The 23,765-nt window shown below is 62.4% G+C and carries 23 protein-coding genes (1 of these 23 cut by a window edge); 14 read left to right on the forward strand and 9 right to left on the reverse strand.

The annotated features are described in order from the left end of the window. Positions 1–29: 29 nt before the first annotated feature. The 3 genes from rpsR (at position 30) to I6L39_RS09540 (ending at position 1,604) form a co-directional block, all read left to right on the forward strand. Positions 30–260 carry a 30S ribosomal protein S18 gene (gene rpsR / locus I6L39_RS09530; protein ID WP_005313392.1) on the forward strand — a complete coding sequence of 77 codons (231 nt, stop codon included), beginning with the start codon at positions 30–32 and terminating at the stop codon, positions 258–260. Positions 261–312: 52 nt separating this feature from the next. Further along, positions 313–759: a 50S ribosomal protein L9 gene (gene rplI, locus I6L39_RS09535; protein ID WP_042079265.1), complete on the forward strand. Its 447-nt coding sequence runs from the start codon at positions 313–315 to the stop codon at positions 757–759. A 101-nt stretch (positions 760–860) separates the two neighbouring features. Beyond that, positions 861–1,604 carry a ferredoxin--NADP reductase gene (locus tag I6L39_RS09540; protein ID WP_216991643.1) on the forward strand — a complete coding sequence of 248 codons (744 nt, stop codon included), beginning with the start codon at positions 861–863 and terminating at the stop codon, positions 1,602–1,604. A 12-nt stretch (positions 1,605–1,616) separates the two neighbouring features. On the opposite strand, the gene I6L39_RS09545 is transcribed toward I6L39_RS09540, so the two are convergent. The 3 genes from I6L39_RS09545 to I6L39_RS09555 all read right to left on the reverse strand — a co-directional run bounded on the left by I6L39_RS09545 (position 1,617) and on the right by I6L39_RS09555 (position 2,758). Next, positions 1,617–1,814, reverse strand: coding sequence for a hypothetical protein (locus I6L39_RS09545; RefSeq protein ID WP_216991644.1), 198 nt, complete (start codon positions 1,812–1,814; stop codon positions 1,617–1,619). A gap of 243 nt (positions 1,815–2,057) precedes the next feature. Continuing rightward, positions 2,058–2,441: a hypothetical protein gene (locus I6L39_RS09550; protein ID WP_042079263.1), complete on the reverse strand. Its 384-nt coding sequence runs from the start codon at positions 2,439–2,441 to the stop codon at positions 2,058–2,060. 26 nt (positions 2,442–2,467) lie between these two features. Next, a complete protein-coding gene (locus I6L39_RS09555; RefSeq protein WP_216991645.1) occupies positions 2,468–2,758 on the reverse strand; it encodes a hypothetical protein in 291 nt (96 codons plus the stop codon). A 243-nt stretch (positions 2,759–3,001) separates the two neighbouring features. On the opposite strand from I6L39_RS09555, the gene I6L39_RS09560 reads away from it, so the two are divergent. Beyond that, a complete protein-coding gene (locus I6L39_RS09560; protein WP_216991646.1) occupies positions 3,002–3,997 on the forward strand; it encodes a Preprotein translocase subunit SecY in 996 nt (331 codons plus the stop codon). Between the two features lie 42 nt (positions 3,998–4,039). Here I6L39_RS09560 and I6L39_RS09565 read toward each other — a convergent pair whose 3' ends face one another. Continuing rightward, the gene (locus tag I6L39_RS09565; RefSeq protein WP_167335723.1) at positions 4,040–4,198 is read right to left on the reverse strand and encodes a hypothetical protein; all 159 of its coding nucleotides are present in this window, start codon (positions 4,196–4,198) and stop codon (positions 4,040–4,042) included. 65 nt (positions 4,199–4,263) lie between these two features. On the opposite strand from I6L39_RS09565, the gene I6L39_RS09570 reads away from it, so the two are divergent. Genes I6L39_RS09570 through gshA form a run of 4 tightly spaced genes read left to right on the forward strand, consistent with a single transcriptional unit; the run spans position 4,264 to position 10,170 of the window. Then, positions 4,264–5,241 (forward strand): NADP-dependent oxidoreductase, encoded by a 978-nt coding sequence (locus I6L39_RS09570; protein WP_216991647.1) that lies wholly within the window; start codon positions 4,264–4,266, stop codon positions 5,239–5,241. Beyond that, on the forward strand, positions 5,238–5,675 hold the full coding sequence (locus I6L39_RS09575) for a YqaA family protein (RefSeq protein WP_216991648.1): 438 nt from the start codon (positions 5,238–5,240) through the stop codon (positions 5,673–5,675). The genes I6L39_RS09570 and I6L39_RS09575 overlap by 4 nt, the downstream gene beginning before the upstream one ends. A 27-nt stretch (positions 5,676–5,702) precedes the next feature. Beyond that, positions 5,703–8,516, forward strand: a complete 2,814-nt coding sequence (locus tag I6L39_RS09580; protein WP_216991649.1) for a pitrilysin family protein — start codon at positions 5,703–5,705, stop codon at positions 8,514–8,516. 58 nt (positions 8,517–8,574) lie between these two features. Beyond that, positions 8,575–10,170 (forward strand): glutamate--cysteine ligase, encoded by a 1,596-nt coding sequence (gene gshA, locus I6L39_RS09585; protein ID WP_042079257.1) that lies wholly within the window; start codon positions 8,575–8,577, stop codon positions 10,168–10,170. Positions 10,171–10,300: 130 nt separating this feature from the next. Here gshA and I6L39_RS09590 read toward each other — a convergent pair whose 3' ends face one another. Both I6L39_RS09590 and aspA read right to left on the reverse strand, forming a co-directional pair. Then, positions 10,301–11,620 carry an anaerobic C4-dicarboxylate transporter gene (locus I6L39_RS09590; protein WP_042079256.1) on the reverse strand — a complete coding sequence of 440 codons (1,320 nt, stop codon included), beginning with the start codon at positions 11,618–11,620 and terminating at the stop codon, positions 10,301–10,303. A 128-nt stretch (positions 11,621–11,748) separates the two neighbouring features. Then, complete coding sequence (gene aspA, locus I6L39_RS09595) at positions 11,749–13,191, reverse strand: aspartate ammonia-lyase (protein WP_042079255.1); 1,443 nt, start codon at positions 13,189–13,191, stop codon at positions 11,749–11,751. Between the two features lie 446 nt (positions 13,192–13,637). Here aspA and I6L39_RS09600 point away from each other — a divergent pair, with 446 nt between their 5' ends. Further along, positions 13,638–14,114, forward strand: coding sequence for an FxsA family protein (locus I6L39_RS09600; protein WP_143238095.1), 477 nt, complete (start codon positions 13,638–13,640; stop codon positions 14,112–14,114). 21 nt (positions 14,115–14,135) lie between these two features. Here I6L39_RS09600 and I6L39_RS09605 read toward each other — a convergent pair whose 3' ends face one another. Then, complete coding sequence (locus I6L39_RS09605; RefSeq protein ID WP_216991778.1) at positions 14,136–15,470, reverse strand: MATE family efflux transporter; 1,335 nt, start codon at positions 15,468–15,470, stop codon at positions 14,136–14,138. Positions 15,471–15,712: 242 nt separating this feature from the next. Between I6L39_RS09605 and I6L39_RS09610 the strand changes: the two genes are divergently transcribed. From I6L39_RS09610 to I6L39_RS09630, 5 genes are all read left to right on the forward strand, one after another. Then, positions 15,713–16,006, forward strand: coding sequence for a co-chaperone GroES (locus tag I6L39_RS09610; protein ID WP_005309514.1), 294 nt, complete (start codon positions 15,713–15,715; stop codon positions 16,004–16,006). Positions 16,007–16,046: 40 nt separating this feature from the next. Continuing rightward, positions 16,047–17,681 carry a chaperonin GroEL gene (gene groL, locus I6L39_RS09615; protein ID WP_042079252.1) on the forward strand — a complete coding sequence of 545 codons (1,635 nt, stop codon included), beginning with the start codon at positions 16,047–16,049 and terminating at the stop codon, positions 17,679–17,681. A gap of 98 nt (positions 17,682–17,779) precedes the next feature. Then, on the forward strand, positions 17,780–18,277 hold the full coding sequence (locus I6L39_RS09620) for a molybdopterin-binding oxidoreductase (protein ID WP_216991650.1): 498 nt from the start codon (positions 17,780–17,782) through the stop codon (positions 18,275–18,277). A 25-nt stretch (positions 18,278–18,302) separates the two neighbouring features. Beyond that, positions 18,303–20,234, forward strand: coding sequence for a bifunctional diguanylate cyclase/phosphodiesterase (locus tag I6L39_RS09625; protein WP_216991651.1), 1,932 nt, complete (start codon positions 18,303–18,305; stop codon positions 20,232–20,234). A 58-nt stretch (positions 20,235–20,292) separates the two neighbouring features. Next, positions 20,293–20,481 (forward strand): hypothetical protein, encoded by a 189-nt coding sequence (locus I6L39_RS09630; RefSeq protein ID WP_042079250.1) that lies wholly within the window; start codon positions 20,293–20,295, stop codon positions 20,479–20,481. An 86-nt stretch (positions 20,482–20,567) separates the two neighbouring features. Here I6L39_RS09630 and rluA read toward each other — a convergent pair whose 3' ends face one another. Further along, complete coding sequence (gene rluA, locus I6L39_RS09635) at positions 20,568–21,224, reverse strand: bifunctional tRNA pseudouridine(32) synthase/23S rRNA pseudouridine(746) synthase RluA (protein WP_216991652.1); 657 nt, start codon at positions 21,222–21,224, stop codon at positions 20,568–20,570. Positions 21,225–21,538: 314 nt separating this feature from the next. Then, positions 21,539–23,765 carry the 3' portion of an RNA polymerase-associated protein RapA gene (gene rapA, locus I6L39_RS09640; protein WP_216991653.1) on the reverse strand. Its footprint extends 641 nt past the window's final position, so 2,227 of the gene's 2,868 nt are visible here — the last part of the coding sequence; its start codon lies beyond the right edge, outside the window; its stop codon occupies positions 21,539–21,541.

The following is a 23,765-nucleotide window of genomic DNA, read 5'->3' on the forward strand; positions in this document are numbered from 1 at the left end:
TTAAGATCATTCCATAGAGGATAAAGGCCATGGCACGTTATTTCCGTCGTCGTAAGTTCTGCCGCTTCACCGCCGAGAACGTTACCGAGATCGACTACAAAGATATCGTTACTCTGAAAAACTACGTCACTGAATCTGGCAAGATCGTACCGAGCCGTATCACCGGTACCCGCGCCAAGTATCAGCGTCAGCTGGCACGCGCCATCAAGCGTGCTCGTTACCTGGCTCTGCTGCCGTACACCGATCTGCACAACAAGTAAGAATCGGTCCGGCGCTTACGCCTAACTCAACGAAATTTATAGAGGAAAGGTAATGCAAGTTATCCTGCTCGATAAGATCGCCAAACTGGGCGGTCTGGGTGACCAAGTTTCCGTTAAAGCTGGTTATGCCCGTAACTACCTGATCCCGCAAGGCAAAGCTGTGATGGCCACCAAGGCCAACATCGAAGCCTTCGGTGCTCGTCGCGCCGAACTGGAAGCCAAGCTGGCTGCCAACAAGGCCGCTGCCGAAGAGCGCGCTGCCAAGCTGGCCGAACTGGCTGCCGTGGTCATCGCCTCCAAGTCTGGCGACGAAGGCAAGCTGTTCGGTTCCATCGGTACCCGTGACGTGGCTGAAGCCATCACTGCTGCCGGCGTAGCCGTTGCCAAGAGCGAAGTCCGCATGGGCAACGTTCTGCGTAACACCGGTGAGTACGAAGTTGTTGTTCAGCTGCACGCTGACGTCAAGGCAACCGTACAAATCCAGGTTGTTGCTCTGTAATAGCGTTTCGCTTTGCAGAAAAAACCCGCGCACATGCGCGGGTTTTTTATTTTCAGATCAAGGGGTAAATTGAAGGTCTGTTCCTCTGGAGGAGAACCTTTATGGCTGCCTGGGTTGAAGGTCGGGTCATCGAGCGCATCGAGTGGACGCCCACTCTGCTCTCCCTGCGCGTGGAGGCGGAGCTTGCCCCCTACAAGGCGGGACAATTCACCAAGCTGGCCCTGCAACGGGGCGAACAGCGGATCCAGCGGGCCTACTCCTTCGTCAATCCTCCCGGCACGCCCTATCACGAATTCTATCTGGTCGAGATCCCGAACGGGGAGCTGAGTCCCTCCCTCGGCGTCCTGCGGCCCGGGGATGCCGTGCTGGTGCAGTCCCAGGCCACAGGTTTTCTGACCCTGGACGAAGTCCCGCCAGGACGGGATCTCTGGCTGCTCTCCACCGGCACCGCCATCGGTCCCTTCCTTGCCATGCTGGCGGAGGGCGAGGCCTTCGAGCGCTTCGAGACGCTGGTGCTGGTACACGGGGTGCGCAGGGGGGAAGAGCTGACTTATCAGGCCCTGATTACCAGCCTGGTCGAGCAGTATGGCCCCCGCTTTCACTATGTGCCCTTCGTCAGCCGGGAACCCTGGCCCGGCGCCATGGCCGGGCGGATCCCGGCCGCCATCGCCAGCGGCCAGCTGCAGGCGCGGGTGGGGCTCGCATTTTCACCCGAACACAGTCAGGTGATGATCTGCGGCAACCCGGCCATGGTGAAGGAGACCCTGCAGACCCTGCTGGAGCTGGGGCTGGCCAAGAACCTGCGCCGGGCCCCCGGCAACATCAGCATGGAGAATTACTGGTAAGCAGGGGGGAGGCTAGCGGCCGTCATCGCGCCGCTTGCCGTCATCCGATGGCGCCTCGTCATGGGGGACACCAGGGCGCGGCCATCCCGCTGCCTGCACCGTTTGAGAAGCCGCTGCCTGACGATCCGTGCCGTTGTGGTGGGTGGGGGCGTCGAACGCGGCGCCACTGTTGAGCAGTCGGGAGAGCAAGTGGGAAACGGGTTTGTGCATGGGGGCCTCGATGACAGCAGGGCGCTCATTTTATGGTCGCCAGGCTGAACGAGAACGGAACCCCGGCGCCATTTCACCGACCTGACTGTGGTCTACGCACCGGACTCGATCCTGTGGCTGACAGCCTGGCTGCGAGGGGAAAGGCGACCCGGATTGCCAGGGTGAGGTGCCATGCTCGGCTCTCCATTGCGCATGCTCCCCACTTGGGCCGAGACAATTCAGGGGCCCCTGGCCCCTGAATTGTCACTTGTTCTTGCCCTTCCCGTTGCCGTTTCCTTTCTCCTTGCTCTTGGCGTTGTCATTGTCCCAGCCGCCCTTATCGTGACCCTTGCCCGGGTTGTTGCCACTGTGAATGCTGCGGTTGTAGTGATCGCGGTATTTGCCATCCATGTTGTCGCAGTTGAGCTGGATGCGGCTGGTCCGGGTGCTGACATCCAGGCAGTTGTCCTGCCACCATTCGTACTCCTTGTCGTCCCAGTCCAGGCTGATCTGGCCCCGGTCGGTGGAGATCTGGATGTCGTCGCTGTGCTTGGAAGGGGGCGCGGCGAAGGCCACCCCCTGCACCAGGAGCAGGGGGAGCAGCAGGAGGCCGCGGTGAGTCATGGTATTGCGCTTGGGATGGGTCATGGCAAGGATGCTCCTGTCGTGGTGGATTATTGATCTGGTTGCGTGCGGATCTGGTTGGTGCTGGGAGGCTGGTTGCGGTGCACCTCCTCCTCCGGCTCGAGATCGATGCCCTTGCAGTCGGCGGACATGCCCTCACCGACCCCCAGATCGAGACAGTGGTTCTGTGACCAGTCAAATTGGGTGTCATTCCAGTCCAGATTGAAGGTGACTTCATCGACGGAGAAGGTCTGCTCCCCCTCCTCCTGGGCCTCGGCGGTGGAGAGAGATGTGCCGGTAATCAGACAAAGAGAGAGCAGCAAAGCAGTCGTTCTGTTCATGATGGCCTCGAGTATGGCAATGGGAAACAGTGTAGTGCCGCGGGCTGAACCCGGGCATAACCGTGGATGTCCTTCAGGTCTGGGTGGATTGTAGTGTTTTTTTGCTGCCGATTTGCGCGTTTTGGTCGCACTCTGGGCAGCCGATCGCCCATCTGCAGGAATTCGGGGGATGCCCCTTCTCTCCGATGCCCCGGTGACTATAATCGGCAGCCAACTTTTCCTGCATATCACGCCCTCTTCATCATGACCACACAGGCTTTCGCCACATTGCGCTACCCCAAGGGGTGGTTCGCCCTGACCACGGTATACAGTTTTACCGGGCTGGCCATCCTGGCGTCCATCGTCTTCTCCCTGCTGCTGTTTCTCTCCATCGACGAGAATCCCCTGATGAAGTGGCTGTTCGGCGGGCTCGCCATCATCTTCGAGCTGGGCAAGTTCTACGTCTGGTATGAATACGGGGAGTGCAAGGCACGCCGCGATCTGGCTGGCGCCTTCTGGTCGTTGCTGTTCTACGGCGTGCTGGCCGCCATCTCCATCGGCGGCAGTATCGGCGGCATCAACAGCGCCACCAATACCATCCTCAATCAGCAGGCACGCCATGAGCGGGAAATCGCCCGCTTCGACGAGCAGATCGCCAGCATAGAACGGCAGATCCAGCTCAACGAGGAGGCGGCCCGCAAGTACATCGAGATGGCGCGCATCTCCAGCGGCGTCAGCGGCCTGCAGCAGGCCAACACCAAGCTGAGGCTGCGCCAGGACGAGCTGCGTCAGGAGCGGGACGCCAGGCCCCTGGGGGAGCAGTCCTCCATGCTGGGGTTGATGAGCAGCCTGGCGGACGGGGTGGGGATGAGCATCGGCCAGGTGCAGTTCCTGCTGGTCTGCTTCCTCTCCGTGCTGCTCGATGCGTTTGGCGCCTATTTCGTCAGCCTGATCGGCGAGGAGAACCGCTTTCGCCGCAGCTGGCAGTGGCAGCGGGAGAGGGAGCAGGCCGAGAGCGAGCGGGCCCAGCCAGCCCCGTCGCCCGCGGTAGCGAGCAGGCCGGAACCCGAGCCGGCGGTAGTGGCTCAGGTGCGCAGCGCACTGGAGAGCGGCGAGCTCAAGTGCAGCAAGCGCGGGGTGGCGGAGGCATTGTCACTGTCGCTGGAGGAGGTAGACCGGGTGTTCCAGCATCTGCTGGCCCAGGGGGTACTGGGGCAGGGCAGCAACCGCCACTACCATCTCAGCGCGCAGGGGAATTGATCTTCAGGCCACCTCTGGGTGGCCTTTTTGTTGCCGGCAGCGTCAATGGGTGAGCACCATCATCAGGCTGAGGAAGGCGGCGATCCCGCCACCGATGCCGATGATCCAGTAAAACCCCTTGGCCCCCTGCTTGAGCGGGATGCGGAAGTAGAGCAGAAACGCCCACCACCCCAGGGCCAGCAACAGAGGAATAAGAAACATTCGAGCCATGGTGTCCTCGCTGTTATTCTGTTGACCCTTGATCAATCAACAGGATGGATTGTGCAATGACGCAGCTACAGATTACCGCATTCGGTGACCCCTCGGTACTTCGGCTCAACCCTTCCCAGGACAAGGTGCCCGCAGAGAGGGAGGTTCGGGTGCGCATCTGCTTTGCGGGGGTCAACCCCATCGATGCCAAGACCCGGGCCGGCCTCGGCTGGGCGGCGGCCCAGAACAAGGACAAGCTGCCCTGGACGCCGGGCTACGACGTGGCCGGGGTGGTGGAGAAGCTAGGCCCCAATGTCACCTCGCTGGCCGAGGGGGACAGGGTATGCGGCATGGTGGGTTTCCCGCTCTCGGCTGGCGGCTATGGCGAAACCGTGGTGGTGGCCGAGGGAGAGCTGGTCAGGCTCGACGGGATCGGCCTCAGACAGGGGGCGGCGCTGCCGCTGGCGGGGTTGACCGCCTGGCAGGGGCTGTTCGAGCACGGAGCCCTCGAGGCCGGGCAGCGGGTGCTGATCCTGGCCGCAGCTGGCGGGGTGGGCCACCTGGCGGTGCAGTTTGCCAGCGCCTATGGCGCCGAGGTGGTGGTCACGGCGAGTCGCGACAACCACAGCTTCCTGCACGGGCTGGGGGCCAGCCAGATGGTGGACTATCACGACGCCGACTGGCCTGCCCAGATCCTGGCTGAGGGCGGCCCGGTGGATCTGGTACTGGATCTGGTGGGGGGCGAGAGCGGCAAGGCGGCGCTTGCCTGCGTCAGGCCCGCTGGCCGGCTGGTGACTGTCCCCACCATCACGGCCCAGCAGATCAAGGAGGCGGGGGCTGCGCTGGGGGTCGAGGTGCTCGGCATGCTGGTGCACCCCGATCACAAGCAGCTGACCCAGATGCTGATGCTGCTGCGTCAGGGGGAGGTGCAGATCACCGTCTCCGGCGAGTTCCCCCTGGTGGAAGGCGCCCTGGCCCACAGGGCCATCGAGGGCGGTCATGTGCGGGGCAAGCTGCTGCTGCGCATGCCCGCCGCCGATGGCCAGCCTGGATGAACGGCATCGCCGAGATGGGGCTCGGCTGGCTGTTTCTGAGCGCCTTCACCTCCGCCACCCTGCTGCCCGGCAGCTCCGAGGTGCTGCTGGGGGCCATGGCGACCCGGGGGGAGTGGAGCATGACCAGCCTGTTGCTCTGGGCGACGCTCGGCAATACCCTGGGCTCCATGACCACCTGGTGGCTCGGCCGGCTCGCCACGCACAAGAAAAAACCGGAAGATTTTCAAGGCCGTGGGGAACAAAAGGCGCTCGCCTGGCTCAAACTCCATGGCCACTGGTGTCTGCTGCTCGCCTGGATGCCCGTGGTCGGCGATGGTCTCTGCCTGCTGGCCGGCTGGCTGCGCCTCTCCTTCTGGCGCTCCCTCATCTTGATCGGGCTCGGCAAATTGCTTCGTTATGCCCTGGTGTTTCTGCTGGCCAGTCAGGTCTTCTAGCCCTTTTTTGTCACTCACGAGGTAAGCGTGAACAAACTCATTCCATTCAGCCTTCTCCTGGGCTTCACCCTGCCCGCACTGGCGGCCCCGACCCTGGTGTCCGAGCAGGTCAGGCAGGAGGGCAGGCTCGGCATTCCCTACCAGATGTACAGGCTGGACAACGGCCTGACCGTGATCCTGGCGCCCGACCGCTCCGATCCCGTGGTGCACCTCGACGTGACCTATCACGTGGGTTCGTCCCGGGAGACGGTGGGCAAGTCCGGCTTCGCCCACTTCTTCGAACACATGATGTTCCAAGGCTCCAAGCACGTCGGCGATCAGGAGCACATGCGGATCATCAACGAGGCGGGTGGCGAGATGAACGGCACCACCAACAAGGACAGGACCAACTATTTCGAAACCGTGCCGGCCAACCAGCTGGAGAAGGTGCTCTGGCTGGAGGCGGATCGCATGGGCTTCCTGCTCGACGCGGTGAGCCAGAAGAAGTTCGAGATCCAGCGCGCCACCGTCAAGAACGAGCGGGCCCAGCGCATCGACAACCAGCCCTATGGCCTGGTCGGAGAGAAGGTGGGGGAGGCGCTCTATCCGCGCACCCATCCCTACTCCTGGCAGCCCATCGGCTATGTGGAGGATCTCGACCGGGTCGACGTGAACGACCTCAAGCAGTTCTTCCTGCGCTGGTACGGGCCGAACAATGCCACCTTGACCCTGGGCGGCGACTTCGACAGCAAGCAGGCGCTGGCCTGGATTGAGCAATACTTCGGCCCCATCCCGCGCGGGCCGGACGTGGCCGAGCCGACCCCTGAGCCGGTGACCCTGCCCGAGACCCGCTATGTGACACTGGAGGACAAGGTCCACCTGCCGCTGCTCTACATCAGCTACCCCACGGTGTCGCTTGGCGACCCCCGGGAACCGGCGCTGGACATCTTCGCCGACGTGCTCGGCGGCTCCGCCAGCTCCATGCTCTACCAGGCCCTGGTCAAGACCGGCAAGGCCGTCGAGGTCGGTGCCTCCCACTCCTGCGAGGAGCTGGCCTGTACCCTGGCGATCTACGCCTACCCCAATCCGGCGGTGGACGGCAGCCTCAAGACCCTCAAGGGGGAAGTGGACAAGGTGATCGGCGACTTTGCCCAACGTGGCATCAAGCCGGCGGATCTGGAGAAGGCCATCAGCAGCTATCGCGCCGCCGCCATCTGGGGGCTCGACAGCATAGAGGGCAAGGTGAGCCAGCTCGCCATGGGCCAGGTGCTGGCCCGGGATCCCGACTATGTGTTCAAGAACCTGGATGCCATCGGCGCGGTCAAGGCGTCGGACGTCAAGGCCGCCTACGACCAGTTCATCGCGAACAAGCCTGCCGTGGTGCTGAGCGTGGTGCCCAAGGGCAAGGTGGACTGGCAGGCGGGCACACCGAACTTCACCCCCGCCGAGCGGGAGCTGCCGGACTACAGCAAGCACGGGGAGGTACTGGCCGAGCGACCGGTGAAAGACTACTTCGATCGCAGCGTGCAGCCCAAGTCCGGTGAGGCGGTCAGCGTCAAGGTGCCGGCCATCTGGCACGGCAAGCTGGACAAGGGGATCGAGATCATCGGCACCCACAGCGACGAGATCCCCGCGGTCTCCATCATGATCGCCCTGCCGGGCGGCATCCGTGCCGAAGGCAAGGGAGAGCTGGGGCTCGCCAGCCTCACCGCCGCCATGCTGGAACAGGGCACGGTGCGCCTCTCCGAGGCCGAGCTCAGCGACGAGCTGCAAAAACTCGGTGCCAGCATCAGCGTCTCCACCGCCCAGTACAACAACCTGATCACCATCAGCAGCCTGACCGACAAGCTGCCCCAGACCCTGGCGCTGGTGCGCGAGGTGTTGATGCGCCCCGGCCTGCGGGAGGCGGACTTCGAGCGGCTCAAGGCGCAGATGCTGCAAGGGATGAAGCAGAACGAGCAGCAGCCCGAGTGGCTGGCGGGTCAGGCGTTCCGTCAGCTGGTGTATGGCAAGGACAATCGCCTCGGCCAGCCCACCGACGGGGTGCTCACCGACGTGGAGAAGCTGACCCTGGCGGACGTGAAACGCTTCTACCAGGACTACTACAACCCGACCAATGCCAAGGTGGTGGTGGTGGGTGACGTGACCCAGACACAAGTGGAGGATCAGCTCGGCTTCCTGACCCAGTGGAAGGGAGCCGCCCCGACCCTGGGGGATCTCAAGCCCAGGGGGGATCAGGCCAAGCCGGGCATCTACCTGGTGGACAAGCCGGGGGCGCCCCAGTCGGTGATCCGCATCGGTCGGCGCGCCATGGCGTTCGACACCACGGGAGACTACTTCGTCGCCAACCTGATGAACTTCAACCTGGGGGGCAACTTCAACAGCCGCATCAACCTCAACCTGCGGGAAGACAAGGGCTACACCTATGGCGCCAGCTCGGGCTTCCAGGCCAACCGCGAGGCGGGCGTGTTCGCCACAGGCGCCAATGTGCGAGCCGATGCGACCGTGGACGCCATCCGCCAGTTCCTCAAGGAGATGGACGGCTACCGTGCGAGCGGACCGACCCCGGTGGAGCTGGCCTACATGCGCAGCGCCGTCTCCCAGCAGGATGCCCTCTCCTACGAGACCCTGGGGCAGAAGGCGGGCTTCCTGCTGCAGATGATCATGTACGACCTGAAGCCGGACTATGTTCAGGCCCAGAGCAACCTGATCAAGACGGTGTCGTCCGAGACGCTCAAGGCGAGCGCGGCCCGCTGGCTCGACCCGGCCGACATGGTGATTGTGGTGGTGGGGGACAAGCAAAAGCTTGAAAAACCCCTGAGCGAGCTTCATCTTCCCATCTATCCACTGCAACTGCCCTGAGGGGCGCTGCAAAAATGAGTGCCGCCCCAGGTGGGGCGGCCATACATGAGCCGTGAATATGACCACTACTAGCTTGTCGCTCACCGAGTTGCTGGCTGCGCTGGGAACCCCGGAGCGCGTGACCGCCCTCAAGGGGATCCGGCGCGGGATCGAGCGTGAATGTCTGCGCATCACCCCGCAAGGGACCCTGGCCCAGACCGATCACCCCAGAAGCCTGGGGTCGGCCCTGACCCATGCCAACATCACCACCGACTACGCCGAGAGCCTGCTGGAGTTCATCACCCCGGCCACCGACTCCATCGAGAGCCTGATCGAGCAGCTCGGCGACATCCACCGCCACACCATTCACCATCTGGGGGAGGAGCGGATCTGGCCGCTCTCCATGCCCTGCTTCGTCGGCGACGAGGAGAGCATCCGCCTGGCCCAGTACGGCAGCTCCAACATAGGCCGGATGAAGACCCTGTACCGTCAGGGGCTGAAGAACCGCTACGGCAGCCTGATGCAGGTGATCGCCGGGGTGCACTTCAACTTCTCCATGCCGGACAGCTTCTGGTGCGAGTGGCAGGATCTGGTGTGCGAGGGCTGCTGCAGCCAGCGTTTCATCTCCGACAAATACATGGGGCTGATCCGTAACGTCTACCGCTTCGGCTGGCTGGTGCCCTATCTGTTTGGCGCCTCCCCTGCCATCTGCGACTCCTTCCTCAAGGGGCGCAAGAGCGACCTGCCGTTCCAGAAGACCGGCAAGGGCACCCTCTACCTGCCCTATGCCACGGCGCTGCGGCTGTCCGATCTCGGCTACACCAACAGCGCCCAGGCGGGGCTCAAGATCAGCCACGACAACCTGCCGGCCTATGTCAGTAGCCTGCGCCGCGCCATCAACACCCATGACCCCGAGTTTGCCAAGATCGGCGTCAAGGTGAACGGCGAGTACCGCCAGCTCAACGACAATGTGCTGCAGCTGGAAAACGAGCTGTACGCCCCGATCCGGCCCAAGCGCACCCCACGCAGCGGCGAGAAGCCGTCGGATGCGCTGGAGCAGCGCGGCATCGAATACATAGAGCTGCGCACCGTGGATGTGAACCCCTTCACCCCGTTCGGCATCGAGGTGGATCAGATCCGCTTCTTCGATCTCTTCCTGGTCTGGTGCCTGCTGCGCCCGTCCCCCGTGCTGGGCGACGAGGAAATCGCCCGCAATCGCCGCAACCAGAACAAGGTGGTGCTGGAGGGGCGCCGCCCCGGCCTCGAGCTGGAGGACGAGCAGGGCAACCCCATCGGCCTCAAGGAGTACGGCCTCAAGCTGTTCGACGAGCTGGGCCAGGTGGCCGAGCTGCTGGATCGCTGCTGCGGTCGCAACCGCTACCGCGAGACGCTGGCCATGCACCGCGAGAAGCTGCTCGACCCCGAGCTGACCTACTCCGCCCGCCTGCTCAAGCAGTTGCTGGAAAGCGGTCAGGACAACGGCTGCTTCGGCGACGAGCTGGCGAGCCGCTACCGGGAAGAGATGCTGGCCGGCGAACTGCAGTACTGGGACCAGGCCTACTTCGCCGGCGAGGCGCGGGAGTCGCTGGCCAAGCAGCGGGAGCGTGAGCGCAGCGACAGCCTGTCGTTCGACGACTTCCTGGCCGACTATTTCGGTACCCGGCAGACCACCTGAGGATCCACCCCCCGTTGACGCGAGCCGCTCCCTTGAGCGGCTTTTTCATGGGGGCTCAGAGGGATGGCCGCGGTGGCCGGAGATAAAAAAACGGCCCCGAAGGGCCGTTTTGCATGGGGCGTTTCCTCGGTCAGAGGATGAGGCCGCCGAAGAAGAAGCCCAGGGCCACTGCCATGGCGATGGTGGCCACACCCGGGATGAAGAAGGGGTGGTTGAACACGGCCTTGCCGATGCGGGTGGAGCCGGTGTCGTCCATCTCGACCGCGGCCAGCAGGGTCGGGTAGGTCGGCAGCACGAACAGGGCGCTCACGGCGGCGAAGGAGGCGATGGCGGCCAGCGGGCTGACGCCGAGCGCCAGGGCGGCGGGCATCAGCGCCTTGGTGGTGGCACCCTGGGAGTAGAGCAGCATGGAGGAGAAGAACAGCACCACGGCCAGCAGCCAGCTGTACTGGCTCAGCAGATCGCCGGCGAACGCCTGGATCTCGACCATGTTGCCCTTCACGAAGACGTTGCCGAGCCAGGCCACGCCCAGCACGCAGATACAGGCGGACATGCCGGACTTGAAGGTGGGCATGTTGGTGATCTGGGCGGCGTCCAGCTTGCAGAACAGCACCATCAGGGTGGCGGCGGCGAGCATGATGCCCATGATGGCGCCGTCACGGGGGATGGGCGGGCTGGTGATCAGGCCCACGTTGCCGGAGATGGCGGTGGCATAGGCCATCACGGCCACGATGGCGGCGACGAAGATGCCGACGGAGAGCTTGGCATAGGGCTTGATTTCAATCTGGCTGGTACCGCGCAGCTTGATCAGACCCTTGGCCTTGCGCTCCAGATAGACCTCGTCCTGCTCCAGCGGCTTGCCCAGCAGGTTGGCGATGAAGGCCCCCAGCAGACAGGCGATGAAGCTGGACGGGATGCAGATGGCCAGCAGGGTCAGGTAATCCACCCCGAGCGGCTCCAGCATGCCGGAGAAGGCGACCACGGCCGCCGAGATGGGGGAGGCGGTGATGGCGATCTGGGAGGCGACGACCGCGATGGAGAGCGGACGGGAGGGGCGTATGCCCTGCTCCTTGGCCACCTCGGCGATCACCGGCAGGGTGGAGAAGGCGGTGTGACCGGTACCGGCCAGCATGGTCATCAGGTAGGTGACGACCGGGGCGGCGAAGGTGATGTGCTTGGGATTCTTGCGCAGGGCCTTCTCGGCCAGGTGCACCAGATAGTCCATCCCGCCGGCCAGCTGCATGCAGGCGATGGCGCAGATGACGGACGCGATGATCATGATCACGTCCCAGGGCACATAGGTCACCAGCTGATCGCTCGGGATGGGCATGCCCAGCCCCCAGGTCAGCACCAATACCCCCAGACCACCGGCGAAGCCGATGCCGATGCTGCCTATCCGGGCCCCCAGATAGATAGCGGCGAGCACCACAAGTAACTCGATTCCAATCATAGCGAACACTCCATTTTCCAGTTTTTTTAGGTTTTATTGGGCTGAAAAGCCAATTCCCGATGGGGCTTGCAGGAGGCCGCTCGGGAATTGACTCTATGGGCCGGGATAACCCCGGCCCATCTGCTCGCTTATACGGTGGCTTCGCGGGTGTAACGCTTGGCCTTGTATTGCGGGTTCATCAGGTTCTCGATGGAGAGGATCTCGTCCAGCTGTTCGGCGGTCAGCAGGCCGCGTTCCAGCACGACTTCGCGGACGTTCTTGCCGGTCTGGGCGCAGATCTTGCCGACGATGTCCCCTTCATGGTGGCCGATGAAGGGGTTCAGGTAGGTCACGATGCCGATGGAGTTCAGCACGTGGTTCATGCAGATTTCCGGGTTGGCGGTGATCCCTTCCACGCACTTCTCGCGCAGGGAGATACAGGCTTTTTCCATCAGGCTCAGGGATTCGAACATGGCCTGACCAATGACCGGCTCCATGACGTTCAGCTGCAGCTGACCGGCTTCGGCGGCGAAGGTGATGGTGACGTCGTTGCCGAATACCTTGAAGCAGGACTGGTTGACCACTTCCGGAATGACCGGGTTGACCTTGGCCGGCATGATGGAGGAACCGGCCTGCATTTCCGGCAGGTTGATCTCTTTGAGCGCGGTGCGCGGACCGGAGGAGAGCAGACGCAGGTCGTTACAGATCTTGGAGAGCTTCATGGCCATGCGCTTGATGGCGCCGTGCAGCATCACATAGGCGCCGCAGTCGGAGGTCGCCTCGATCAGATCCTCGGCCGGGACGTAGGCACGACCGGTGATCTCGGCCAGGCGCTTGATGGCCAGGGCGGAGTACTCGGGCGGGGTGTTCAGACCGGTACCGATGGCGGTGGCGCCCAGGTTCACTTCCAGCAGCAGCTCCTGGCAGCGCTTGATGGACTTGATCTCCTCGCGCAGGGTGACGGCGAAGGCGTGGAACTCCTGGCCCAGGGTCATGGGCACGGCGTCCTGCAGCTGGGTGCGGCCCATCTTCAGGATGCTCTTGAACTCCTTGGCCTTGACGTCGAAGGCGGCGATCAGCGCTTCCAGGGCGTGCAGGGTGGTGTCTGTGCTGTTGACCACGGCCACGCGGAAACCGGTGGGGTAGGCATCGTTGGTGGACTGGCACTTGTTGACGTGATCGTTCGGGTTGATGACGTCGTAGCGGCCCTTCTCCAGCCCCATCAGCTCGAGGGCGATGTTGGCAAGCACCTCGTTGGTGTTCATGTTGACGGAGGTGCCGGCGCCGCCCTGGTAGACGTCGACCGGGAACTGGTCGAAGCATTTGCCGGTGTTCAGCATCAGGTCGCAGGCTTCGATGATCTTGTCGGCGATCTCGGGACGAATGGTCCCCAGCTCACCGTTGGCCAGCGCAGCGGCCTTCTTGGTCAGGACCATGCCACGGACGAATTCGGGAACGTCAGAAATCTTCTGAGTGCTGATCTTGAAGTTCTCGACGGCGCGCAGGGTGTGCACTCCGTAATAGAGGTCGTTGGAAACTTCTTTGGTGCCCAGCAGGTCTTCTTCAATGCGGACGTTCTTGATGTCGCTCATTGTAATGCCTCAGAAATCAGATAAATGGAAACGATCCTCACCGAGTGGTCGCGATTTCCCTACGCACATTTCATCCTGAAGCACCACACATCGGGTGGGGCAGTTGGGAGCCCGTGCTCCCTGTGCAATGACTGGTGTTGATCTTACCTCAATCGGGGTATCTGGTATTAGACCTGGATCACTAAATTTGAGGCGACCCCAAATTTCTTGTGGTCATTAAACAGATATTGCAATCGAGCGATTAACTGTGACAGAACAATCATTTCGATCCCAGTTGGCAAGGCAAATATTTTTCCGGATCCCGGGCGGTGGGGCGGGACGGGCTTGAAAAATGGCCAGATGTCCCCACCTTGATGTCAGGAGACCCGTTCCGCTGCCCCCACAGGAGCCCTGCTCCTCCGACGGCATCCCGTTCGGGACCATTCATTCATTGCACTGAGGTTGCTATGGGCAAGTTGTTACTGTTGTTGGTTGGCCTGGTATTGCTGGAGCTCACCGTGATGATCGAGGTGGGGTCCGTGATCGGCGCCTTGCCGACCGTGGGCTTGCTGGTGCTGACCGCAGTGCTGGGCTCCTCCCTGGTGCGCAGCGAGGGGATCAAGACCCTGTTCAGCGCCCAGCAGAAGATGCAGCAGGGGGAGATGCCGGGCCGCGAGGTGATGGGCGGCATGATGCTGGCGCTGGCCGGCCTCTTGCTGATCATCCCGGGCTTCGTGACCGATTTCTTCGGCATACTGCTGTTGCAGCCCTGGCTGCGCAACCGCCTGGCCGACAAGCTGATCGGCAGCAACCAGTTCAGGATGCAGATGGGGGGCTTCCAGACCCGCCAGCAGCCGTTCGAGCCGGTGCCAGGGGATGACAGACCCGGACAGCCCCCGCGCGGCGGCAACACCATCGAAGGGGAGTTCGAGCGCAAGGAGTAAGCCTCCCTCCACAGCGTCACCTCAGGGCGCCCCCTGATGACACAGTCGCTCGAACCGGCGGTGGGCATAGCCCCAGGCCAACAGGCCCGCCGCCAGGTTCGCCAGCAGTATCCCCAGATAGATCCCCTGTTCTCCCCCCAGCCTTGCCCCCAGCCAGGCCCCTGGCAGCAGGAAGCCAAACAGCCTGATGCCGTTGATCAGCAGTGACACAGTGGAGGCCCTGACCCCGTTGAGCGCCGAGGCCAGCAGCATCACCATGCCCTGAAAACCGTAGCCGATGGGTACCAGATGCAGATAGAGCACGATGAGGCGCACGACTTGCGGATGATCGCTGAACAGCTCGGCGATGGTGGGGGCCAGCAGCCAGACGAGGCCGTAGACTCCGAGCTGGAACAGCAGGGCGAAGCGCATGCAGAGTAGCAGGGCCGCCTTGGCACGGGCCGGATTGCCCGCCCCGCAGTTCTGCGAGACGAAGGGGGCCAGCACGGAGGAGAGCGCCATCATCACGATCAGCAGCAGGGCCTCGACCCGGGATGCCGCGCCGTAGGCGGCCACCACCTCGGTGCCCAGGCCGGCGAAGATCACCATCAGCACGGCGTTGGCCAGGGGATTGAGCATGTTGGTGAAGGAGGCCGGCACCGCCACGTGCAGCAGGGCCCGCCAGTGGGCCAGCAGTTGAGGGCGGGGGGAGAGGCGCCAGGTCAGCAGCTTCTCCCGCTTGCGCAGCAGATGGAGGCTGACCAGCATGGCCATCAACCAGGAGAGGGAGGTGGCGATGGCGGCCCCCCGTATGCCCCATTCGGGGAAAGGGCCGGGCCCGAAGATGAGCAGGGGATCCAGCACGCCGTTGACCAGGCCGGCCACCCCCATCACCAGGCTGGGGGTCTTGGTGTCCCCCGTGGTCCGGATGGCGGCATTGCCTACCATGGGCACGACCAGCAGGGGGACGGTCAGGTACCAGATCAGCATGTAGTCGTGGATGAGGGAGATGAGCTCGGCACTGGCCCCCAGCAGGCTGAACAGCGGGGTAATGGTCAGCGCCCCCAGCAGGGCGAGCAGGGTCACCAGCACGACGGCGAGGAACAGGCAGTCTGTGGTGATGCGGGCCGCCTCGTCGTGGCGACCCTGGCCCAGGGCATGGCCGAGCAGGGCGCACAGGCCCGCCCCCAGCCCCATGGTCAGGGAGGTGACGACAAAGGTGACCGGGAAGGTGAAACTGATGGCCGCCAGTGCCTGGGTACCCAGCATGCCGATGAAGAAGGTATCGACCAGGTTGAAGGCCAGGATGGCGATGATGCCGAGGATCATGGGGCCCGTCATGCGCAGCAGCACTGGCGTCATGGGGGCGATCAGCATGGGATTGGGTCGGCTCAAGGCAATGTCTCTACGTGCTTTGGGCCTGAATGCTGGCCGTGTCCATCCGCCTTCCTGATTGGGGGTGGGTGATCAATCAAAGGCGTTCATAGTACGTGAAAATATTTTTTTTGTATTTGCCCTTGAAGGGCTAACCAGATTGCCCCAGATCAGGGGCATAACAAATTTGGCCGACTGCGGCCATTCCTCAAGCAACACAGAGACTCATTTTGGGAGAGTTATCGATGAAAATTCGTCCACTGCACGACCGCGTCATCATCAAGCGCATCGAAGCTGAAGCCAAATCCGCTGGCGGTATCGTCTTGACTGGCACTGCGGCCCAGAAGTCCACCCGTGGTGAAGTTCTTGCCGTGGGGACTGGTCGAATTCTGGACAATGGGGATGTCAAGGCCCTTGCCGTCAAGGTGGGTGACAAGGTGATCTTCAACGAAGGCTACGGCGTGAAGACCGAGAAGCTGGATGGCCAGGACGTGCTGATCCTGTCCGAGACCGACATCCTGGCGATTGTCGAAGAGTAATCACTCCCCTTTTCCCGAATTGATTTAAGGATTGAAGAACATGGCAGCTAAAGAAGTTAAGTTTGGCAACGAAGCCCGCATCAAGATGCTGGAAGGCGTGAACATCCTGGCCGATGCCGTCAAGGTGACCTTGGGCCCGAAAGGCCGCAACGTGGTACTGGACAAGTCCTTCGGCGCCCCGACCATCACCAAGGATGGCGTCTCCGTTGCCCGCGAAATCGAACTGGAAGACAAGTTCCAGAACATGGGCGCCCAGATGGTCAAGGAAGTCGCTTCCAAGGCCAACGATGCCGCCGGTGACGGTACTACCACCGCCACCGTATTGGCTCAGGCCATCGTCAACGAAGGCCTGAAGGCCGTTGCCGCCGGCATGAACCCCATGGATCTGAAGCGCGGCATCGACAAGGCCGTGACCGCCGCCGTCGCCGAGCTGCAGGCGCTGTCCACCCCTTGTGCCGACAACAACGCCATCGCCCAGGTCGGGACCATCTCCGCCAACTCCGACGAGAAGGTGGGTGCCCTGATCGCCGAAGCCATGGACAAGGTCGGCCGTGACGGCGTGATCACCGTCGAAGACGGCCAGGGTCTGGAAGATGAGCTGGCAGTCGTTGAAGGCATGCAGTTCGACCGCGGCTACCTCTCCCCCTACTTCGTCAACAAGCCGGAAACTGGTGCCGTCGAGCTGGATGACCCCTTCATCCTGCTGGTGGACAAGAAGGTCTCCAACATCCGCGAAATGCTGCCGGTGCTGGAAGGCGTGGCCAAGGCGGGCAAACCGCTGATCATCGTGGCCGAAGACGTGGAAGGCGAAGCGCTGGCGACCCTGGTGGTCAACACCATGCGCGGCATCGTGAAAGTGGCCGCCGTCAAGGCACCGGGCTTTGGCGATCGTCGCAAGGCCATGCTGCAGGATATCGCCATCCTGACCGGCGGTACCGTGATCTCCGAAGAAGTGGGCATGGAGCTGGAAAAAGCGACCCTGGAAGACCTGGGCCGTGCCAAGCGCATCGTCATCACCAAAGAGAACACCACCATCATCGATGGCGTGGGTGATGCCGCCCTGATCGAGAGCCGCGTGGCCCAGATCCGTCAGCAGATCGAAGAGACCTCTTCCGACTACGATCGCGAGAAGCTGCAAGAGCGCGTGGCCAAGCTGGCCGGCGGTGTTGCCGTGATCAAGGTGGGTGCCGCCACCGAAGTCGAGATGAAAGAAAAGAAAGCCCGTGTCGACGACGCCCTGCACGCGACCCGTGCCGCCGTTGAAGAGGGTGTGGTTGCCGGTGGTGGTGTGGCGCTGGTGCGCGTGGCCGCCAAGCTGGCCTCCCTGCGCGGTGACAACGAAGACCAGAACGTGGGTATCAAGGTCGCCCTGCGCGCCATGGAAGCCCCGCTGCGTCAGATCGTCATCAACGCCGGTGAGGAAGCCTCCGTAATCGCCAATGCCGTGAAGAACGGCGAAGGCAACTTCGGCTACAACGCCTACACCGAACAGTATGGCGACATGCTGGCCATGGGTATCCTGGATCCGACCAAGGTCACCCGTTCCGCCCTGCAGTTCGCCTCTTCCGTGGCCGGTCTGATGATCACCACAGAGTGCATGATCTCCGAGCTGCCGAAGAAAGATGCCCCTGCCATGCCTGATATGGGTGGCATGGGTGGCATGGGTATGATGTAATCCTGCCTGCCATAGTTATCAAACGGCTCGCTTTTGCGGGCCGTTTTTTTTAGTGCTACTAAGCTGAAGTTATTGATAGTGAAATGATTGAGGTGAACATGCGATATTTAGGTCTGTTGCCGTTACTCTTCGCCCTTGTCGTGCCTGGCGTGACCCTGGCCGCCCCGCAGGGGCCGGTGATCCTCAAGGTGACGGGGAACCTGGATCCCTCCAACCCGGCGGATGGGGAGGTGCTGTTCGACATGGCGATGATCCAGGCGCTGCCACAGCACGAGATAGTGACGAGCAATCCCTGGGTGGACAAGCCGCACAAGTACGTGGGGCCCAGGTTGGCGGATGTATTGACGGCCGTGAAGGCCAATGGCAAGAGCATCACGCTCACCGCCCTGAACAGTTTCCAGATACGGATCAACTGGGATAAGGTCAGGCAATACGATCCCATCCTGGCCTGGCAGGACGACGGGGTGACCATGCGGGTACGTGACAAGGGGCCACTCTGGTTTATCCTGCCACTGGATCAGCATCCCGAACTCAAGCGTTCCGAGTTCACAGACATGATGATCTGGCAACTGAGTGCGATCGATATTCAGCAGTAGAGACGGTGGTTTACGGGAGTCATGGGTGAAAGCGAAGACCAGGGCCTGGCCCTTACTCGGCGTTCTTTATCTATCCATTCTGTTGTTCACGGGTAGCACTCTGTATTGCCTGGTGCAGATACAGAATGCGACCCGGGTGATGGAAAAGTACACCTATGACGTCTCCTGGGCCCTGATGCAGCTGCAGCTGGAGCTGGGCCGATTTCTCAATGCCGTCGAGATCTACCACTATGGCGGACTCGATCACGAGTCCCTGCTGCTGCGCTATGACATCCTGTGGAGCCGAACTCCCATTCTGCTGGGCGGGCAACTGCGCAAGAGCCTGGGGGACAATCCGAAGGCGCTGCGGCTGGTGCAGCTGACCGAGAGCAGCATCCGCAAGCTGGAGCCTGAGCTGACCAGGCTGAAGCCGGGGACGCCGGACTACCAGCAGATCATGATGACCCTTGCGCCCTTGCAGGAGCCGCTCTCCTACTCTCTTGCCTCCATGATGCAGAAGAACATCAACGTCTATTCGGGCAATGACAAGCGCTTCGGCCAGCTGCGCGATGCGCTGTTGTTCATGGTGCTGGGCCTGGTGATCTCCGTTATTCTGCTCAGCGGTCTGCTGGTGCGGGAGGCGAGGCGCCATTTCCGGACGGCCCGGGTCGACGCACTGACCGGATTGCCGAATCGGCTGGCCCTGCTGGAGAAGATGGAATCCTATGTCACCCGCGATACCTCCTTCGGTCTGGTGCTGGTCGATATCAACGATTTTCGGGACATCAACAGCAAGTTCGGCTACAACACCGGGGACATCCTGCTGCAAGAGCTGGCGAAGCGGCTGCGAGCCCTGTGCGAGAACGGCGAGTGGGTGGCGCGTCTCGGGGGCGATCAGCTTGCCATGCTACAACGGGAGGGCAGCGATCTGCGCCAGGTCAGGGAGCTGGTGGCCAGAGTGCTCCACTCCATCAAGCAAGACATCATCATCGACAACTATCCCTTCCGGCTGGAGGTGGGCATAGGCATCGCCTTCTTCCCCACGGACAGCAACCAGACCCAGGAACTGCTGAGCCGGGCGGAGCAGGCCCTGTCCCACAGTCGCAAGACCTATGTCCCCTACGTCATTTACGACAGCTCGCTGCTCAACGAGACGGCCAGACGCAAGCACCTGGCCTCCGATATGGTGATGGCGCTCGAGCACAATGCCCTCGAGCTCTATTACCAGCCCATCGTCAATCTGGAGAGCGGACGCTGCGAGGCCGTCGAGGCGCTGCTGCGCTGGCGCCACCCCGAACTGGGCTTCATCCCCCCCAACGAGGTGATCCAGGTGGCGGAGGAGTTCCAACTGGCCGAGAAGCTGGGGAGCTGGATCCTGAACACGGCGTGCGAGCAGCTCCATCAGTGGCAGCACTTGGGGCTGGTGGATCTGCAGATGTGCGTCAACATCTCTCCCGGCATGTACCAGCGCAACCTGCTGAAGCTGGTGGCCCGGGCCCTGATGGAACACCACATCCCCGCCGCCAGCCTGGTGCTGGAGGTGACGGAAGACACCACCATGCGCGAGGTGAAGAACTCCCTGCAGTTGATGCAGGACCTCAGCCAGCAGGGGGTGCACTTGGCGCTGGACGACTTCGGAACTGGCTACTCCTCCCTCAGCTACCTGCAGAAGCTGCCGGTGAGCAAGGTGAAGATAGACAGATCCTTCATCCAGGGCATCGATACCTCCATCGAGGCGGCCGAGTTGGTGGCCAACATCTGCCGGATGGGCTCCATGCTGGGCAAGAAGCTGGTGTGTGAAGGGATCGAGACCCAGGGTCAGCTCGACGTGCTGCGCTCCCTGACCGACATCCACCTGTACGGCCAAGGTTATCTGTTCAGCCGCCCGGAGCATGCTGAAAAGGCCTATCAGACCTTGCTGGAGATGGAGGAGCGCTGGCTGGCCCGGCGCTCGCCGGACAAGGCATATCTGCGCTGAGCGATATGGCTCATGTCTCACCGGGCCCGGCCGATAGTCTCTTGGCAGGAGGTACACAATGGATATTTCTAGCTCTGCAAATGCGTCGTTCGGTTCTGCTCTGATGGTGGCCAGCCTGGCCAAGAAGCAGCAGACCCAGGAGGGCGAATCCGCACTGAAACTGCTGGAAACGGCAGCGCAATCCGCACCGGCAGTGCCGACATCGGCCAGCGCTTCGCTCGGAAGCAGGATCGACATTCGCGTCTGATCTGAACGAAAAAGCCCCCATCTCTTGATGGGGGCTTTCTTTTTTTATTGGGCTTTACCAGACGATTTCCCTGAGTCGGTCGATGTTCAGACCGGGAAGGGAGCCGGCGCCTCGAAGGTCATCCGCTCGCCGCTGCGGGGGTGGCTGATGGTCAGACTGGCCGCATGCAGATAAAGGTGCGGTGCCGCCGCCAGCGCATCCGGGTTGGCGTAGAGGTTATCGCCGAGGATGGGGTGACCCAGCTCCAGCATATGAACCCGCAGCTGATGGGAGCGACCGGTAATCGGGGTCAGCTTGATCAGGCTGTTGCCATTCTCCACCTTCAGCTTCTGCCACAGGGTCAGGGCATGGCGCCCCTCCTCGAAGTCCACCTTCTGCTTCGGCCGGTTGGGCCAGTCGACGCAAAGCGGCAGATCCACTTCACCCGCATTCGGCTCCGGCTCGCCCCACACCCAGGCGAGGTAGTGCTTCTCGGTTTCCCGCTCGCGGAATTGCCGGCTCAGCTCACGGTGGGCGTTGGGGTTGAGGGGGATCACCAGCACGCCTGTGGTCGCCATGTCGAGACGATGGGCTGCCGCCGCCTTGGGGTGCTGCTGCTTGACCCGATGCAGGACGCTGTCTTCATTCTCGGGGCCGCGCCCGGGGACGCTCAGCAGGCCGGTGGGCTTGTTGACCACCATGATGTCCTTGTCCTTGAACAGGATATCGAGCCAGGGTTCCAGGGGCGGTGAGTATTCAAACATAGCGTCTCGCATCTTTGGTCAAAGCGGGGGCAAGCCCCCATCAGTTATGGGTAACCACAATAATAAAGTGCATGGCATCCAACTCGTGTTGGGTCTGGTCGTTATCAACCAGACGATGCCTTCACAGTTTTATCAGTTATGGGTAACCACGATAATAAAGTGCATGGCATTCAACTCGCGTTGGGTCTGGTCGTTATCAACCAGACGATGTCTTCACAGTTTTATCAGTTATGGGTTACCACGATAAAAGTGCATGGCATCCAGCTTGAGTTGGATCTGGTCGTTAGCAACCAGATGATGCCAGCGCCGTTTTATCAGTTATGGGTAACCACGATAAAGCGGATGGCATCCAGCTTGAGCTGGGTCTGGTCGATCAGGTGGTGCAATTCTGCCTGCAGATTGCGCAGATATTCCAGCTCGCTGTCGCGCACGTTCGGGTTGACCGCCTTGAGCGCCTCCAGACGATCGAGATCCTGCTGCAGGGTTTGCGCCATCTGGGCACGGGCCTTGTCGACAATCCCGGCCTTCAGCCCTTCGGCAATGGCCTGACCCTGGCCGATGAGGCCGTGGATCACCGGTTGGGATGCGGTGACCAGCTTGCTGCCGAGGTGGCGGTTGACCGGCGTCAACTGGCGGTTGAAGGCATCGAATGCCACCTTGTCGCCCAGGTTGTTGCCGCTCTTGTCCATCAGCAGCCGGATCGGGGTTGGCGGCATGAAGCGGTAAAGCTGGGGATGAGCCGCGGACTCGGCGACGAAGATGAGCTCCAGCAGGATGGAACCGACCGGCAGCGCCTTGTTCTTGAGCAGGGCCACCGAGGTGGCGCCGATCTCGGAGCCCAGGATCAGGTCGATACCGCCGCGCATCATGGGGTGATCCCAGGAGAGCAGCGCCATGTCATCCCGCGACAGCGCGGTGTTGCGATCGAAGGTGATGGTCATGCCATCCTGGGGCAGGCCCGGGAAGCTCGGCACCAGCATGTGATCCCCCGGTGTCAGCACCAGGGCATTCTCGCCGCGATCGTCCTGGTTGACGCCGATCTCGTCGAACATTTTGAGGGCGAAGGAGATCATGGCGGTGTCGTCGTCTTCGGCAGCCAGCTTCTCGACCAGCTGTTTGGCGGCTTCGCCACCGCTGGAGTGGATCTCCAGCAGGCGATCGCGACCCTGTTCCAGCCTGGCCTTGAGCGGCTCGTGTAGCTCGCGGGTGCGGGTCAGCAGCGCTTCGAGGGGCGCTTGATCGCCGGTGTTGGCGGCCAGCAGCTCGAACAGCTCGTCACGCACTGCCTCGAATACCGGGCGGGCGGTCGGGCAGGTCTGCTCGAACGCATCCAGACCGTCGTGATACCAGAGCAGCAGGGCGCGCTGGGAGGTGCCCTCCAGATAGGGGACGTGGATCTCGACGGTGTTCTGCTGACCGATGCGATCGAGACGACCGATGCGCTGTTCCAGCAGATCCGGGTTGAGGGGCAGATCGAACAGCACCAGGTGGCTGGCAAACTGGAAGTTGCGACCCTCGGAACCGATCTCGGAGCAGAGCAGCACCTGGGCTCCACCTTCCTGCTGGGCAAAATAGGCGGAGGCCTTGTCCCGCTCGAGGATGGACATCCCTTCGTGGAACACGGCGGCGCGGATCCCCTCGCGGGTACGCAGCGCCTCTTCCAGGGCGATGGCGGTGGCTGCCTCGGAGCAGATCACCAGCACCTTCTGCTGACGGGCGCCGAGCAGCAGCTCCAGCAGCCAGTCGACGCGCGGGTCGAACTGGGTCCAGCTGGCGTTGTCGCCTTCGAACTGCTGGAAGATCTTCTCGGGATAGAGGTAGCGCAGGGCGCGGGTCTGCAGATCACCACCGTTGCCACCCATCATGCCCATCACCTTGATGGCGGTCTTGTACTGCTCCGGCAGTGGCATGGGGTAAACGTTGAGATGGCGCTCGGGGAAGCCCTGAATGTTGGCGCGGCTGTTGCGAAACAGCACCCGGCCGGTGCCGTGTTGATCCAGCAGCTTGGCGACCGCCTGTTGGCGGGCGGCGGCATCGCTCAGATCCAGTCCTTCCAGCTGGCTGGCGAGGATCTGTTTGGCTTCATCGCTCAGCGTCTCGCCATCCAGCAATTCCTGGGCGGCGCTCGCGACCTGACCATAGGCCTGCTCCTCGGTGAGGAAGGCATCGTAGTCGTAGAAGCGCTCGGGATCGAGCAGGCGCAGACGGGCGAAGTGGCTCTGGTGGCCCAGCTGATCCGGGGTGGCGGTCAGCAGCAGCACACCCGGCACCTGTTCGGCCAGCGCCTCCACCATCTCGTAGGCACGGCTCGGCGCCTCCTCGCTCCACTCCAGATGGTGTGCCTCGTCGACGACCAGCAGATCCCACTCGGCTTCCAGCACCTGCTCGAAGCGACGGCGCTTCTTGCGCAGGAAGTCGAGGCTGCAGATCACCAGCTGTTCGGTCTCGAAGGGGTTTTCCGCATCGGCGAACGCCTCGACGCAGCGCTCCTCATCGAACAGGGAGAAATGCAGGTTGAAGCGGCGGAGCATTTCGACCAGC

This window comes from Aeromonas sp. FDAARGOS 1409, from assembly GCF_019048705.1.
GTDB classification, from domain to species: domain Bacteria; phylum Pseudomonadota; class Gammaproteobacteria; order Enterobacterales; family Aeromonadaceae; genus Aeromonas; species Aeromonas sanarellii.